Here is a 14,820-nt window from a genome sequence, read left to right as displayed (position 1 = left end):
GTGCCGGAATTACCAGAGGTTGAGACGGTCCGGCGCACTCTGACCGGGCTTGTAAAGGGAAAAACAATCAAATCGGTAGAGATCAGATGGCCGAATATCATCAAACGGCCTGCCGAACCGGAGGAATTTGCGCGAAAACTAGCAGGAGAAACGATACAGTCCATCGGAAGACGGGGAAAGTTTTTACTGTTTCATTTAGATCATTATGTTATGGTTTCTCACCTTCGAATGGAAGGGAAATACGGTCTTCATCAAGCCGAGGAGCCTGACGATAAACACGTGCATGTCATATTCACGATGACGGATGGAACCCAGCTTCGGTACAGGGATGTGCGGAAATTTGGAACCATGCACTTATTTAAACCGGGAGAAGAAGCGGGCGAGCTCCCGCTTTCTCAGTTAGGTCCGGAGCCGGATGCAGAAGAATTTACGAGTGCGTATTTAAAAGAACGGCTTGCGAAAACAAACCGCGCTGTCAAAACTGCCCTACTGGATCAAAAAACGGTAGTTGGACTAGGGAACATTTATGTGGATGAGGCTCTTTTCAGAGCGGGTGTCCATCCCGAGACAAAAGCAAATCAATTATCAGATAAAACAATCAAAACCCTTCACGCTGAAATCAAAAACACCCTGCAGGAGGCGATTGATGCGGGCGGAAGCACAGTCCGTTCATATATCAACTCCCAAGGGGAAATCGGAATGTTCCAGCTGCAGCATTTTGTGTACGGAAAAAAAGACGAGCCATGCAAAAATTGCGGCACGATGATTTCGAAAATTGTCGTTGGAGGAAGAGGCACGCATTTTTGCGCAAAGTGCCAGAAAAAAAAAGTAGCATAATGCTTCATCGTCCAAGCTGTCGGTGCATATATCAGTAACTCTGTAATGGAGGATGCCATTTTCGAAACACGGATTTTTCACTTTCCCATATATATGATTGTGATGAATCCCGGGCATTTCACATCTGATACAAGAGCACCAACAGAAAGGAAGAAACGGATATGCAAATGGTTTCTATACTGCTGCTGGCGTTGGCTGTCAGCTTGGACAGTTTTTCAGTCGGATTTACGTACGGATTGAGAAAAATGAAAATACCGTTTAAAGCGATTTTGGTTATCGCCTGCTGTTCCGGTGCTGTCATGTTTATATCCATGCTGATCGGAAGTTTTCTCACGAAGTTTTTTCCTGTATATGTGACGGAGAAGCTTGGCGGTTTGATATTGGTTGGAATCGGTGCGTGGGTTCTGTATCAATTTTTCAAACCGGCAAAAGATAAAGAATACCTCTTGCATGAAAAAACACTGCTTAATTTAGAGGTTCGGTCATTAGGGATTGTGATTCATATTTTGAGAAAACCCATGAGTGCGGATATCGACAAATCGGGTGTGATCAATGGAATTGAGGCGGTCTTATTGGGATTTGCCTTATCGATTGATGCCTTTGGAGCAGGTATAGGCGCAGCCATTCTCGGTTTTTCACCGATTGTGATGAGCATTGCCGTGGCAATCATGAGCTCGCTGTTTGTATCAATTGGAATCAATGCCGGCCATTTTCTGTCTAAGTGGAAATGGATCGATAAAATGGCGTTTTTGCCGGGGCTTCTATTAATCACGATTGGGCTCTGGAAATTGTAAAAAGGAGTGGATCTCTTGACCTTAGTCATTGGTTTAACGGGAGGAATAGCTAGCGGCAAAAGCACGGTAGCCAATATGCTGATTGAAAAAGGAATAACAGTTATAGATGCAGATATCATTGCAAAACAAGCGGTAGAAAAAGGGATGCCGGCCTACCGGCAAATCATTGACGAATTCGGTGAAGACATTCTGCTCCCAAATGGCGATATAGATCGGAAAAAGCTTGGGGCACTGGTATTTACAAATGAACAAAAGCGTCGCGCTTTAAATGCAATTGTTCATCCCGCAGTCAGGCAGGAAATGCTCAATCGCCGTGATGAAGCCGTTGCAAATCGGGAGACATTTGTTGTATTGGATATCCCGCTATTGTTCGAAAGCAAATTGGAATCATTGGTTGATAAAATTATTGTGGTCAGTGTGACAAAAGAGCTTCAACTGGAACGTCTGATGAAGCGCAATCAGCTGACGGAAGAAGAAGCAGTCAGCCGTATCCGCTCTCAAATGCCCTTAGAGGAAAAAACTGCAAGAGCAGATCAAGTCATTGATAACAGCGGCACGCTTGAAGAGACCAAAAGGCAGCTTGATGAAATCATGAACAGCTGGGCATAATCAAAAAACACCGTTCATATTGAACGGTGTTTTTTTGCCATTAAAAATCAAAGTTGTCCGGATCAGGACCGACGCGCAAGTTTTCATTCAGTGCATCGATTCGGTTCATGTCATCCTGCGTTAATTCAAAGTCAAATACGCTTGCATTTTCTTTAATGCGGTGTTCCTTCGTTGATTTAGGAATCGTAATGATGCCATGCTGCAGATCCCAGCGCAAAATAATTTGTGCGACAGATTTATTATATGTTTGAGCGATGTCAGCCAATACAGGATGATCCAGCAGCTGCCCCTGCATTAAAGGTGACCAAGCCTCCATCTGGATGCCCTGATTTTGGCAGTATCTTATCAACTCTTTTTGTGTAAGGCGCGGGTGAAATTCCACTTGGTTAATCATAGGCTTAATTTCAGCTGCCGTCATCAGATCTTCAAGATGGTGAATTTGGAAGTTGCTTACGCCGATCGCTTTGATACGGCCTTCTTTATACAGCGTTTCAAGCGCTCTCCAAGCTTCTTTATACTTTCCTTCTACAGGCCAGTGGATGAGGTATAGATCCAAATAATCCAGACCGAGTTTGGACAGGCTTGTTTCAAACGCGGCGAGTGTTTCCTCGTAGCCTAAATCCGCATTCCATACTTTCGATGTAATAAACAGATCCTCTCTTGAAATGCCTGCTTCTTCAATGCCTTCCCGAATCCCTTCTCCGACTCCAGCTTCATTTCCATAGATAGCTGCAGTATCAATACTGCGGTACCCGTGAACAATGGCAGTTTTAACTGCGTTTACCAGTTCAGATCCTTCTTCCACTTGGAACACGCCGAGGCCGAACCAAGGCATTTCCACCCCATTATGAAGTGTTGCTTTTGCTTGTAAATGTGTTGTCATGTTCATTTCCTCCTTTAAAATTGTCAGGCTTCCAGCCGATCTCGTTTTTCCATCAAGCGGCTCCAGCCTGTTAAAATGACTGCACCGACCACCATTAATCCGCCTATCCAAGCGGTATGAATCAATCCGATTGAATCGGTGATCACACCGCCAAGGTATGACCCAAGCGCGATCCCTGCATTAAAAGCAGCGATATTCATCGCGGATGCGACGTCAACTGCACTCGGGACAAAACGCTCAGCCAGCATGACGACATACACCTGAAGGCCGGGCACGTTCATAAAGGCCAGCAATCCCATACAGAGAATGGTAATGAGCCCAGCTGCTTGATACGGGGCTGTAAATGTCAGTACGAATAGAACAATTGCCTGTACGATAAACATATAGAATAAAGCGGCAATCGGATTTCGGTTTGACAGCTTTCCGCCAATCATATTGCCGATAGCAATAGCTATTCCGTATCCGAGCAGAATCACTGCAACAGTCCCGGCTTTGAAGCCTGTTACTTCCTGAAGCAGGGGAGACAGATACGTGAACACAACGAATGTTCCTCCGTATCCAAGCGCTGTAATGACAAATAAAAGCAATAACCGGCTGTTTGTCACAAGCTTCAATTGATCCCGCATCGTTGTTTTCGTCCCTTTTCGTAATTTGGACGGTACAAGAATGCCATTTGTAATGAAAGCAATGATTCCGACGGCGATAATGACCATAAAGGCGAAACGCCAGCCGAACTGCTGGCCGATAAATGTCCCAAAAGGAACTCCGGTTACAGTTGCCACAGTGAGGCCAGTAAACATAATTGAAATCGCGCTAGCCCTTTTATCTTCCGGGACAATATCCGCTGCGATTGTCGAACCGATCGACATAAACACACCGTGCGAAAATGCCGATATCACACGTGCTGCTAGTAAAATCCCGATGCTTGAAGCGGTTGCTGCCATCGTATTACCGGCAATAAAAATAAACATGATCCAAAGCAATAGTGTCTTACGTGACATGCTTGAGGTCAATGAAGTTAATATAGGTGCCCCAAATGTAACGCCGAGCGCATAAAGGGAAACGGTCAATCCTGCTGTCGTGACTGGAATATCCAGGTCATCAGCAATGAGCGGCAAAAGGCCGACACTGATAAATTCAGTTGTCCCTATTGCGAATGCACTTACGGCCAAAGCCAGTAGTGCAGGAATACTGCTTTTATTGGCTGAAGTCATGATGTTCCTCCTTTGTAAGATGTGTTGTATGATTGAAATTCTGCCGAGTAAGCTATATAAATAAAAAAGAGCAGATTCAAATCAGCCGGCAAATGTGATTATGAAACATATCGTTAAGAAATAAAAGTACGTACTTTTAAGTGCTATAGTCACTTTTTAGTGCCTGTGAGGAGAATGGATTGTATGGAGAAGAAAAAATATAACATTTCTGTTGAAGCGACTCTTGAAGTGATTGGAGGGAAATGGAAATGCGTCATTTTATGCCATCTGACGCACGGAAAAAAACGCACAAGCGAATTAAAACGCCTAATGCCCAATATCACGCAAAAAATGCTGACTCAGCAGCTGCGCGAGCTGGAAGCGGACGGTGTCATTAACCGAATCGTATATAATCAAGTTCCTCCCAAAGTGGAATACGAGCTCAGCGAATACGGCCGCAGCTTAGAAGGAATTTTAGATATGCTGTGTGCTTGGGGAGCGAATCATATTAACAGAGTGTACGGGGATACATTTTCTGTGCTAGAAGAAAGTGTGCTCAATGATAAGTTAAAACAGGAATCATAAAGCATGAGGGCAGTCAGTGCGGAGCGCTGGCTGCTTTTTGGTTCTTACGCCTGATATTCTGTGCAAGAAAACATAAGATGCATCATAAATTAGCGTTATAATCGTTGATTTTTATCAATATGTACTGGCGAATTTGTTTTAATGTGTTATACTAATTTTAGATAGTAACAAATTAGGATGGCATAATTGATAAGGGGTGTCCAACATGAAGGTAAAAGTAGCGATCAACGGGTTTGGAAGAATCGGAAGAATGGTTTTTAGAAAAGCGATGTTAGACGATCAAATTCAAGTAGTGGCCATTAACGCCAGCTATTCCGCAGAAACGCTGGCTCATTTAATAAAGTATGACACAATTCACGGCAGATACGACAAAGAGGTTGTGGCTGGTGAAGACAGCCTGATCGTAAATGGAAAGAAAGTGCTTTTGTTAAACAGCCGTGATCCAAAACAGCTGCCTTGGCGGGAATATGATATTGACATAGTCGTCGAAGCAACAGGGAAGTTTAATGCTAAAGATAAAGCGATGGGCCATATAGAAGCAGGCGCAAAAAAAGTGATTTTGACCGCTCCGGGAAAAAATGAAGACGTTACCATTGTGATGGGCGTAAATGAGGACCAATTTGACGCTGAGCGCCACGTCATTATTTCAAATGCGTCATGCACGACAAATTGCCTTGCGCCTGTTGTAAAAGTGCTGGATGAAGAGTTTGGCATTGAGAGCGGTCTGATGACTACAGTTCATGCATATACGAATGACCAAAAAAATATTGATAACCCGCACAAAGATTTGCGCCGGGCGCGGGCTTGCGGTGAATCCATCATTCCGACGACAACAGGAGCGGCAAAGGCGCTTTCGCTTGTGCTGCCGCATCTGAAAGGAAAACTTCACGGCCTCGCCTTGCGTGTCCCTGTTCCGAACGTCTCATTGGTTGATCTCGTTGTTGATCTGAAAACGGATGTTACGGCTGAAGAAGTAAACGAGGCATTTAAACGCGCTGCCAAAACGTCGATGTACGGTGTACTTGATTACTCAGATGAACCGCTCGTTTCGACTGATTATAATACGAATCCGCATTCAGCGGTCATTGACGGGCTTACAACAATGGTAATGGAAGACAGGAAAGTAAAGGTGCTGGCGTGGTATGACAACGAATGGGGCTACTCCTGCAGAGTTGTTGATCTGATCCGCCATGTAGCGGCACGAATGAAACATCCGTCTGCTGTATAAAATAAGGTCATGGACACATTTTAAAGAAAAAACCCTTAACAACATATTTCTGAAAAAACGCACCTTGCAAATTAGACTTAAACACAGTATACTATTTTTCGTGAACTTCTTGCTTGAGACTGTTTCGGAATTACTTAAAGGGTTAGGACCTCTCCGGACTAACTTTCCCCCGTGGTAAATGGCCGACCCAGTTGTTGGAATTTCACTTTTTAATTCTTGTTAAGGGGGGTCCATGACTATGGAAACAATGGGGCGTCACGTTATCTCCGAGCTATGGGGATGCGATTTTGATAAGCTGAATGACATGGATTTTATTGAAAAAACGTTTGTAAATGCTGCTCTAAAATCAGGTGCTGAGGTGCGCGAGGTTGCATTTCACAAATTTGCACCGCAAGGCGTAAGCGGAGTTGTGATTATTTCTGAATCACACTTAACGATTCACAGTTTTCCTGAGCACGGATATGCGAGCATTGATGTTTATACTTGTGGAGACTTAGATCCTAATGTCGCTGCTGATTACATTGCAGAGGCATTACATGCTGATACAAGAGAAAACATTGAAATACCAAGAGGAATGGGGCCTGTGCAGATTAAACAGGCGCAAGCGAAAGTACTATAAAGTAAATTGCGAACACAAAGGGAGCTGAAGCTAGAAAGCCATTATGCGCTTTTTAGCTTATGCTCCTTTTATTTTTATAAAGAAACGAGAGTGTCAGCTTTTTCTTTTTTCATTTTTTTTGTAAAATAAGAAGGAGATTTTCACAAACCACCTAATGCTAAAGAAACAAATTTAACACCGGCTCTCCCGACAGATGCTGTCACATCTATTTTTAAAAGGCGGAGGCTGCCGAAAATACATTGCAGGGAACGATATAGTTGGGAGCTGATTTTATTGAAATGTCCTTCATGCCAGCATAACGGAACACGAGTCCTTGATTCACGGCCTGTGGATGACGGAAAGTCGATTCGCCGAAGACGCGAGTGCGAATCCTGCCACTACCGGTTTACGACCTTTGAGAAAGTGGAGGAAACCCCGCTCATCGTCGTGAAAAAAGAAGGTGTGCGTGAGGAATTCAGCAGAGAAAAAATGCTGCGCGGCCTCATAAAAGCATGTGAAAAAAGGCCTGTTTCACTCAAAACGCTTGAAGACATGTGCTTTGATATTGAAAAAGAGCTTCGCAATCAAGGCTGCTCCGAGGTGAAGAGTGAGCTCGTCGGAGAAATGGTCATGGACCGGCTGGCTAAGATTGACGAAGTCGCATATGTGCGGTTCGCGTCCGTCTATCGGCAGTTTAAAGATATAAACGTCTTTATCGATGAATTAAAAGACTTAATAAAGAAAGAGCGTTAAAAGAGCTAAGAGGATTCTTCTAGCTCTTTTCTCATGTGCAAAATTGGCATTTGATAGATATAAGAAACGGTGTAAAATGAAAGGTAGAAACAAATTCGGAAGGTTTGAGAATGTATGGCTGACTATTGGAAAGATGTACTGCCTGTAGACCCGTATGTGGTTAAAAGCAGATCGATGCTGCAGGATATCGACAGACAAATTATTACACAACTGTACCAGCCCTTAATCGGCCCTGTTGCATTCTCTCTTTATATGACATTGTGGGGAGAGCTTGAACAAAACCGTCTGTGGGGCGGAGAGTCCACACATAGACAGCTGATGGGGATGACACAGTCCAACTTAAAAACGATCCATCAGGAACAGGGGAAGCTCGAGGGCATCGGATTGCTGAAAGTATATATGAAAGAATCCGAGCGGCAGGAGCGCCTCTTTATATATGAACTCCTTCCGCCGCTCAGACCAAATGAATTTTTTGAAGACGGAATGCTGAATGTTTTTCTGTATAATAGAGTCGGAAAAACGAAATATCAGCAATTAAAACAATTTTTTACGCACCCGGCCATTTCAGAAGATGCGAAGGACATTACGCGGCCGTTTAATCACGCGTTTGAATCGCTGCAGCCGAGTGAATGGAAGCTCACATCCGATATGGAGGAAACGGTAAGGCTTGCCGAGGGGTCCGAGTATACTTCTGTCGGACAGTCTCCGTCCTACACCATAACGGAGGATGTGTTTGATTTTGATTTGTTTTTAGCGGGACTTTCTGAGACGATGATACCGAGAAAAGCGATGACCCAGCAGGTGCGGGACACAATCAAAAAGCTTTCTTATCTGTACGGAATTGACCCTTTGCAAATGCAAAATGTTGTGATGAGCGCAATTGATGAGCGTGACGTCATTACGACGGAGGCATTAAGAAAAGCGGCGAGCGACTGGTATCAAATTGAAAGAAACGGACAGTTGCCCGATTTGGTGGAAAAAACACAGCCGGTGCATCTGCGTGAAGGCGAAAAACCGGCAGAAGAGGATTCTCTGGATGGGAAGCTGATCGCATTGCTGGAGGCGATTTCTCCGAAGAAGCTTCTGCAGGACATTGCTGACGGAACAGAGCCGTCAAAAGCTGATCTGAAGATCATAGAAGAAATTATGTTCGAACAGAAGCTCGAGCCAGGCGTCACAAATGTGTTAATTTATTATGTCATGCTGAAAACCGACATGAAGCTGTCGAAAAACTATATTCAAAAAATCGCTTCGCATTGGGCACGCAAAAAGGTAAAAACGGTCAGGGAAGCGATGAAGCTCGCAATAGAAGAAAACCGCCAGTATCTTGAATGGGCTGAAGGAAAAACAAAGTCTTCGAAACGAAACCAAAAAGTGATTCGTGAAGAAAAGCTTCCTGATTGGATGACAGAAAAGGAAACAGCGTCTGATTCAGAATCCGGACAGCAGAAGCTGCATCCGCAGGATTTGGAAGAACAGAAGAAAAAGATGATGGAAGAAATGCAAAAACTGAAAAAATACTCTGCCTATTAAAGACAGAGATGCGGGGTGAAGGAATAGATGGAACCAATCGGCCGTTCCCTGCAGGGCGTAACCGGCAGGCCGGATTTCCAAAAACGTCTTGAACAAATGAAGGAAAAAGTCATGAAAGATCAAGATGTTCAAGCATTTTTAAAGGAAAACGAAGAAGTGATTGACCAAAAAATGATCGAAAAGAGTTTAAATAAGCTTTATGAATATATCGAACAAAGCAAGAATTGCTCCTATTGTTCGGAAGATGAAAACTGCAACAATTTGTTGGAGGGCTACCATCCGAAGCTTGTTGTCAATGGGCGGTCTATAGATATCGAGTATTATGAATGTCCAGTTAAACGGAAGCTCGACCAGCAGAAGAAACAAAAGTCTCTTATGAAAAGCATGTATATCCAGCAGGATCTTCTCGGAGCGACGTTCCAGCAAGTTGATATCAGTGACCCGAGCAGGCTCGCGATGTTTCAGCATGTTACAGACTTCCTGAAAAGCTATAATGAGACGGGAAAAGGGAAAGGATTATATTTATACGGGAAATTCGGGGTAGGAAAAACGTTTATGCTCGCTGCGATTGCCAATGAGCTGGCGGAAAAAGAGTATTCCTCCATGATTGTCTATGTGCCTGAATTTGTGAGAGAGCTTAAGAATTCGCTGCAAGACCAGACATTGGAAGAGAAGCTCAATATGGTAAAGACCACACCCGTATTGATGCTTGATGACATCGGAGCAGAATCAATGACAAGCTGGGTAAGGGATGAAGTCATCGGAACGGTGCTTCAGCACAGAATGTCCCAGCAGCTGCCTACTTTCTTTTCTTCTAATTTCTCACCTGACGAGCTGAAGCATCATTTTACGTATTCGCAAAGGGGGGAAAAGGAAGAAGTAAAAGCGGCAAGATTAATGGAGCGGATATTATATTTGGCTGCTCCGATCCGCCTTGACGGAGAAAACCGCCGCCATCCGTAACTGCTGTGGTTCAAAGGGGAAGGAACTGAGGGTATGAATCGAAAAACCGCTTTTAAATGGCTGGCAGTGCTGGCAGGTGCAGGTTTAATCTTTTGGGGAAATAAAATATATTTGAATGTATCGCCGAAAGAGATCAGGGTATGGGTATTGTCGTTCGGAGTCTTTGCACCTCTGATGTTTATCGGGATATCCATCGTCAGGCCACTTGTTTTATTTCCGGTGTCTGTTATTTCAATAGCTGGCGGACTTGCGTTTGGCCCTCTTCTCGGCACGTTTTATACGTTATTCGGTTCGATGTGCGCTTCAGCTGTTTCGTTTTTTGCGGCCGGTTTGTTTGCGGCGAAAAAGAACGGGCATTACGAAAGGCTTGAAGCCATACAGAAGCAAATGGAGGATAACGGATTTTTCTATATCTTTCTTTTGAGAATCCTGCCGATCAATTTTGATTTCGTCAGCTATGCGGCAGGCCTTTCCAATGTCAAAGCTTTGCCGTATTTTGCGGCGACGGCTGTAGGAATCATCCCTGGGACCATTGCGCTGAATGTTCTGGGAGCAAGCTTTTTGACTGGCAATTTGCCAGCTTTCTTTCTTGTCCTCGCTCTATATATCGTGTTTATCTCGCTGCCATTTATCTTCAGAAAGAAAATGCAAAACTTGTTTCAGGAATCAAATTAAGATTTGCCAATGACCTTTACGTCTATTTTAAAAACATCCCCCATATACTTGTAACAGATGCCGTAAGGGGGGACAAACATGCTTGAAATAATCTTTGAAGATGACCATGATGCAGCCGCTTTTTTACATCTCATTCAGCATTCGGACGATCGGAACAATATCATTGTCCGTGAAGGCATACGAAAAATCGGGATTGAAAAAGCGAATCCGGCTTTTCCTATTCAGCGTTTTATGGAGCCGATTCTGGTCAAATTTTTTTTGGAATGCAAAGAAGACGAGCATATGCTGTCATTGATTGAGGAAACGTATTGTTTCACGGACCAGGATGAACAGCAGCAAATCCTTCAGCTCGCACACAGTATTATTGAAGGTGAAGCAGACGATCTTCCGTTTGAGCCGCTGAAGCTTTCACGGAAACAATCAATTTTGGATGAACTCCAAACGATCTGTTTAGAGGAAGGAGTATTTTACATTCGCTCCTTTCAGACCTTCCGACTTGGATCATACTATAAGCAGCTGAGAGATATTACAGAAGCAGCGATTGATGAATATAAGATGGAACAGGAATATCAAAACTTTATTCAAACACTCAGAGACTATGTAAACGCCAAACAGCCGCGAATCAAAAAAGTGCATATTGTCCATGATGGTTCCTTTACATTATGGGAGCTGCGCTATGTGCCGGAACGGGAAAAAATGAAATACATAGACAGGAGATTTGTCCGGGATCATCCTATGTATATTGATTCTCATTTGCTCGCGCCGCTGATTTCCATTGCGCCTGATGAAGTCGTGCTTTATACCGACCAGCCCGAGCACATGATGGCAAGGACCATTCAAAACGTATTTCAAGAGAGAGTGGAAATGCTCCCGCTGCACGCTTTTTCAGATGCAGAAATACCGGTGAAGCACTCGGAAGGATGAGGGCCGGCAGCCTGTCTATATAAGGCTGTCGGTTTAAAAAAAGGAAACGCGATCGTGTTGATTTTTTGGATTGAACAATTTATAATACATAGGAGATTAAGAAAGACACACGTATTGATAAGGACACGAAGGAATGATACCGGCTCAAAGAGAGGGAAGCCCTGGCTGCAAGCTTCCCAGCTAAGGACCATTCGCTTTACCGCCTTTGAACTTCAGCTGTGAACCTCTTGAAAAGGAACAGTAATGGCTGACGGGAACTCCCGTTACAGAGCTTAGAGCCGCAGGTGCCGTGTATTGGCTTTGCGGAAAAAAGGGTGGAACCACGATTCCGTTTATTCAACCTCGTCCCTTTCATAGGGGGCGGGGTTTTTATATGCAAAAAAAGGAGTGACAAAGATGTCAGATATGGTAAAAATCACATTTCCTGATGGAGCAGTCAAGGAGTTTGCGAAAGGAACAACAACAGAAGATATCGCGGCATCCATCAGTCCGGGATTAAAGAAAAAATCATTAGCCGGAAAACTGAACGGAAAAGAAATCGATTTGAGAACGCCGATCAATGAAGACGGTACAGTGGAAATCATTACAGAAGGCTCAGAAGAAGGTCTTCAAATTATGCGCCACAGTACGGCTCACTTGCTGGCTCAAGCGATTAAACGCATCTACAAGGATGTTAAATTCGGCGTCGGTCCGGTTATCGAAAACGGTTTTTACTACGATGTAGAAATGGACGAAGCGATTACACCGGAGGATCTGCCGAAAATCGAGAAAGAAATGAAAAAAATCGTTAATGCGAACCTTCCGATCGTTCGAAAAGAAGTCAGCCGTGAAGAAGCGAAAGCCCGTTTTGCGGAAATCGGCGACGACCTGAAGCTTGAACTATTGGATGCGATTCCTGAAGGAGAAACCGTTTCGATCTATGAGCAAGGCGAATTCTTTGACCTGTGCCGCGGCGTCCATGTTCCTTCAACCGGAAAAATCAAAGAATTTAAGCTGTTAAGCCTTGCTGGCGCATACTGGCGCGGTGACAGCAAAAACCAAATGCTTCAGCGCGTATATGGTACAGCTTTCTTCAAAAAAGCTGATCTTGAAGAGCATCTTCGTATGCTAGAAGAAGCGAAAGAACGCGACCACAGAAAGCTCGGCAAAGAATTAAAGCTGTTTGCGAACTCTCAAAAAGTCGGACAAGGCCTGCCGCTTTGGCTGCCAAAAGGCGCGACAATCCGCCGCGTCATCGAGCGTTACATTGTCGATAAAGAAATCAGCCTCGGCTATGAGCACGTATACACACCTGTGCTTGGCAGCAAAGAGCTGTATGAAACATCAGGGCATTGGGACCATTATCAGGAAGGCATGTTCCCTCCGATGGAAATGGACAATGAAACACTTGTATTGCGTCCGATGAACTGTCCGCACCATATGATGATTTACAAACAAGACATTCACAGTTATCGCGAGCTTCCGATTCGTATTGCGGAGCTTGGAACGATGCACCGCTATGAAATGTCAGGTGCGCTGTCAGGACTTCAACGGGTACGTGGAATGACGTTAAATGATGCACACATCTTTGTGCGCCCGGATCAAATTAAGGATGAGTTTATCCGTACAGTCCGTTTAATCCAGGATGTATATGAAGACTTCGGTTTAAGTGATTACACATTCCGTCTGTCTTATCGCGATCCGGAAGATACAGAGAAATATTTTGATGATGATGAAATGTGGAACAAAGCGCAATCCATGCTGAAAGAGGCAATGGACGAAATCGGCCACGACTATTACGAAGCAGAAGGTGAAGCGGCATTCTACGGCCCTAAACTTGATGTTCAGGTGAAAACTGCGATCGGAAAAGAAGAAACACTGTCTACGGTTCAGCTTGATTTCTTATTGCCGGAACGTTTCGACCTGACATACATCGGTGAGGACGGCAAGCAGCACCGTCCGGTTGTCATTCACAGAGGTGTCGTTTCAACAATGGAACGCTTTGTTGCCTTCTTAATCGAAGAACACAAAGGCGCGCTGCCGACATGGCTTGCGCCGGTTCAGTTCCAAGTCATCCCGGTTTCTCCGGCTGTGCATTTAGACTACGCGAAAAAAGTGCAGGAACGCCTGCAGCGTGAAGGCCTGCGTGTTGAAGTCGACAGCCGCGATGAAAAAATCGGCTACAAAATCCGTGAAGCGCAAATGCAAAAAATCCCGTACATGCTGGTGGTCGGTGACCAAGAAGCAGAAAACGGAGCGGTAAACGTGCGTAAATACGGAGAACAGAACTCTGAAACCATTTCACTTGATGAGTTTGTGAAAAAGGCAGTAGCTGAAGCGAAAAAATAAAATAAAAAGCATGATCTCATTGAAGAGATCATGCTTTTTTATTTCTCTAATATAGGAAACAAATCATGAAGGCTGCTGATGATGTAATCAGGCGTTACGTCAGTTTCGTTTTTCTTATCTGTCCGGTTGATCCAAACGGTTTTGATTCCGGCTCTTGAAGCGCCTAAAATATCAGTATTCAAATTATCGCCGACCATGATGGCATCGTCTTTTTCAATATTCATCAGCTTAAGGCAGTGTTCAAAAATTGAAACATCCGGCTTGCCCTTGCCGAATGCGCCCGAGATGACGATTTCATTGAAGTAAGGAGCGAGCTCAGGTACGCCGGCAAGCTTCTCCTTTTGCAGACTCGGATCGCCATTTGTCAAAAGCAATAATTCATACTTGCCTTTTAATTGATCGAGTACAGCAAAAGTTTCATCATATACAAACGGGCGTTTTCTGCGCTCTGCCGCAAAAAACTCTCCCAAGTATTCGCCATATGCAGGATCATCGATCCCAAGCGCTTTCAGTCCGTTTGTCCATGCATTTCTTCTGTACTCCGGCACAATCTTGTTCAGCTTTTGAAAGCCTTCACTGATTGGCTCTGAGAAATTGGACCACAATCCTTCAAACGGGTTAATGCCGATCATCACTGTATATGGATACGTCTCATATGACATGTACAATTCTCTCGCCGCTTCGCGAACAGCTGCTTCGAATTCCTCAGGGGCAAGGCCATATTTTTTCTCCGCCTGTAAGCAAGTTTCTGCAAATGTTGTTCTGACGCTTTTCTCGTCCCAAAGTAGTGTATCATCTAAATCAAAAAATACGGCTTTCATGATCTTCTCCTCTGCTTCAGATTCAAATCTTTCTGCCAAAAGGCTCATGTTTTATTTTACAATAGATAAAAGCCTTATGAAATATGTTTTCAGACG

At 44.2% G+C, this 14,820-nt stretch carries 14 protein-coding genes and 1 pseudogene; 12 read left to right on the top strand and 3 right to left on the bottom strand.

The window, feature by feature from the left end; translation table 11 throughout:
• The 3 genes and pseudogenes from mutM (at nt 1) to coaE (ending at nt 2,240) form a co-directional block, all read left to right on the top strand.
• Entirely contained in the window at nt 1–837 is an 837-nt protein-coding gene (mutM, locus tag AC0OMU_RS15110) for a DNA-formamidopyrimidine glycosylase (RefSeq protein ID WP_080019510.1), read from the top strand.
• 143 nt (nt 838–980) lie between these two features.
• Nucleotides 981–1,631 (top strand): annotated as a pseudogene (gene ytaF / locus AC0OMU_RS15105) (sporulation membrane protein YtaF); the annotation flags it as partial.
• 15 nt (nt 1,632–1,646) lie between these two features.
• Nucleotides 1,647–2,240, top strand: a complete 594-nt coding sequence (coaE, locus tag AC0OMU_RS15100; protein WP_474241267.1) for a dephospho-CoA kinase — start codon at nt 1,647–1,649, stop codon at nt 2,238–2,240.
• A 40-nt stretch (nt 2,241–2,280) separates the two neighbouring features.
• Here coaE and ytbE read toward each other — a convergent pair whose 3' ends face one another.
• Nucleotides 2,281–3,123, bottom strand: a complete 843-nt coding sequence (gene ytbE / locus AC0OMU_RS15095; RefSeq protein ID WP_003229455.1) for an aldo/keto reductase YtbE — start codon at nt 3,121–3,123, stop codon at nt 2,281–2,283.
• Nucleotides 3,124–3,146: 23 nt separating this feature from the next.
• Entirely contained in the window at nt 3,147–4,337 is a 1,191-nt protein-coding gene (locus tag AC0OMU_RS15090; RefSeq protein WP_047183008.1) for an MFS transporter, read from the bottom strand.
• Between the two features lie 183 nt (nt 4,338–4,520).
• Here AC0OMU_RS15090 and AC0OMU_RS15085 point away from each other — a divergent pair, with 183 nt between their 5' ends.
• The 9 genes from AC0OMU_RS15085 to thrS all read left to right on the top strand — a co-directional run bounded on the left by AC0OMU_RS15085 (nt 4,521) and on the right by thrS (nt 13,903).
• Complete coding sequence (locus AC0OMU_RS15085; RefSeq protein ID WP_003229458.1) at nt 4,521–4,901, top strand: winged helix-turn-helix transcriptional regulator; 381 nt, start codon at nt 4,521–4,523, stop codon at nt 4,899–4,901.
• 205 nt (nt 4,902–5,106) lie between these two features.
• Complete coding sequence (locus tag AC0OMU_RS15080; RefSeq protein ID WP_003229459.1) at nt 5,107–6,129, top strand: glyceraldehyde-3-phosphate dehydrogenase; 1,023 nt, start codon at nt 5,107–5,109, stop codon at nt 6,127–6,129.
• A gap of 238 nt (nt 6,130–6,367) precedes the next feature.
• The gene (gene speD / locus AC0OMU_RS15075; protein WP_003223584.1) at nt 6,368–6,748 is read left to right on the top strand and encodes an adenosylmethionine decarboxylase; all 381 of its coding nucleotides are present in this window, start codon (nt 6,368–6,370) and stop codon (nt 6,746–6,748) included.
• Nucleotides 6,749–7,021: 273 nt separating this feature from the next.
• Nucleotides 7,022–7,480, top strand: a complete 459-nt coding sequence (nrdR, locus tag AC0OMU_RS15070; protein WP_003223586.1) for a transcriptional regulator NrdR — start codon at nt 7,022–7,024, stop codon at nt 7,478–7,480.
• A 114-nt stretch (nt 7,481–7,594) separates the two neighbouring features.
• Nucleotides 7,595–9,013, top strand: coding sequence for a replicative helicase loading/DNA remodeling protein DnaB (gene dnaB / locus AC0OMU_RS15065; RefSeq protein WP_015251489.1), 1,419 nt, complete (start codon nt 7,595–7,597; stop codon nt 9,011–9,013).
• Between the two features lie 27 nt (nt 9,014–9,040).
• Nucleotides 9,041–9,976 (top strand): primosomal protein DnaI, encoded by a 936-nt coding sequence (gene dnaI / locus AC0OMU_RS15060; protein ID WP_014480531.1) that lies wholly within the window; start codon nt 9,041–9,043, stop codon nt 9,974–9,976.
• 33 nt (nt 9,977–10,009) lie between these two features.
• Complete coding sequence (locus AC0OMU_RS15055; protein ID WP_015384338.1) at nt 10,010–10,651, top strand: TVP38/TMEM64 family protein; 642 nt, start codon at nt 10,010–10,012, stop codon at nt 10,649–10,651.
• A gap of 78 nt (nt 10,652–10,729) precedes the next feature.
• Nucleotides 10,730–11,575: a putative sporulation protein YtxC gene (ytxC, locus tag AC0OMU_RS15050; RefSeq protein ID WP_015384337.1), complete on the top strand. Its 846-nt coding sequence runs from the start codon at nt 10,730–10,732 to the stop codon at nt 11,573–11,575.
• A gap of 396 nt (nt 11,576–11,971) precedes the next feature.
• Nucleotides 11,972–13,903, top strand: coding sequence for a threonine--tRNA ligase (gene thrS / locus AC0OMU_RS15045; protein ID WP_014480529.1), 1,932 nt, complete (start codon nt 11,972–11,974; stop codon nt 13,901–13,903).
• Nucleotides 13,904–13,941: 38 nt separating this feature from the next.
• Here the strand turns inward: thrS and AC0OMU_RS15040 are convergent, their stop codons facing one another.
• Nucleotides 13,942–14,724 carry an HAD family hydrolase gene (locus tag AC0OMU_RS15040; RefSeq protein WP_015251491.1) on the bottom strand — a complete coding sequence of 261 codons (783 nt, stop codon included), beginning with the start codon at nt 14,722–14,724 and terminating at the stop codon, nt 13,942–13,944.
• Between the last annotated feature and the right edge of the window lie 96 nt (nt 14,725–14,820).

It is taken from the genome of Bacillus sp. FAU18, from assembly GCF_056033885.1.
Note: the sequence above shows the minus strand (reverse complement) of the source record. Positions and strands in the feature narration are given on the sequence as shown.

What these genes read in the sequence shown, in the direction of transcription:
- ytbE (WP_003229455.1), bottom strand. Translation starts at nt 3,123, where the DNA reads ATGACAACACATTTACAAGCAAAAGCAACACTTCATAATGGGGTGGAA.
- AC0OMU_RS15090 (WP_047183008.1), bottom strand. Translation starts at nt 4,337, where the DNA reads ATGACTTCAGCCAATAAAAGCAGTATTCCTGCACTACTGGCTTTGGCC.
- AC0OMU_RS15085 (WP_003229458.1), top strand. Translation starts at nt 4,521, where the DNA reads ATGGAGAAGAAAAAATATAACATTTCTGTTGAAGCGACTCTTGAAGTG.
- AC0OMU_RS15080 (WP_003229459.1), top strand. Translation starts at nt 5,107, where the DNA reads ATGAAGGTAAAAGTAGCGATCAACGGGTTTGGAAGAATCGGAAGAATG.
- speD (WP_003223584.1), top strand. Translation starts at nt 6,368, where the DNA reads ATGGAAACAATGGGGCGTCACGTTATCTCCGAGCTATGGGGATGCGAT.
- dnaB (WP_015251489.1), top strand. Translation starts at nt 7,595, where the DNA reads ATGGCTGACTATTGGAAAGATGTACTGCCTGTAGACCCGTATGTGGTT.
- dnaI (WP_014480531.1), top strand. Translation starts at nt 9,041, where the DNA reads ATGGAACCAATCGGCCGTTCCCTGCAGGGCGTAACCGGCAGGCCGGAT.
- AC0OMU_RS15055 (WP_015384338.1), top strand. Translation starts at nt 10,010, where the DNA reads ATGAATCGAAAAACCGCTTTTAAATGGCTGGCAGTGCTGGCAGGTGCA.
- ytxC (WP_015384337.1), top strand. Translation starts at nt 10,730, where the DNA reads ATGCTTGAAATAATCTTTGAAGATGACCATGATGCAGCCGCTTTTTTA.
- thrS (WP_014480529.1), top strand. Translation starts at nt 11,972, where the DNA reads ATGTCAGATATGGTAAAAATCACATTTCCTGATGGAGCAGTCAAGGAG.
- AC0OMU_RS15040 (WP_015251491.1), bottom strand. Translation starts at nt 14,724, where the DNA reads ATGAAAGCCGTATTTTTTGATTTAGATGATACACTACTTTGGGACGAG.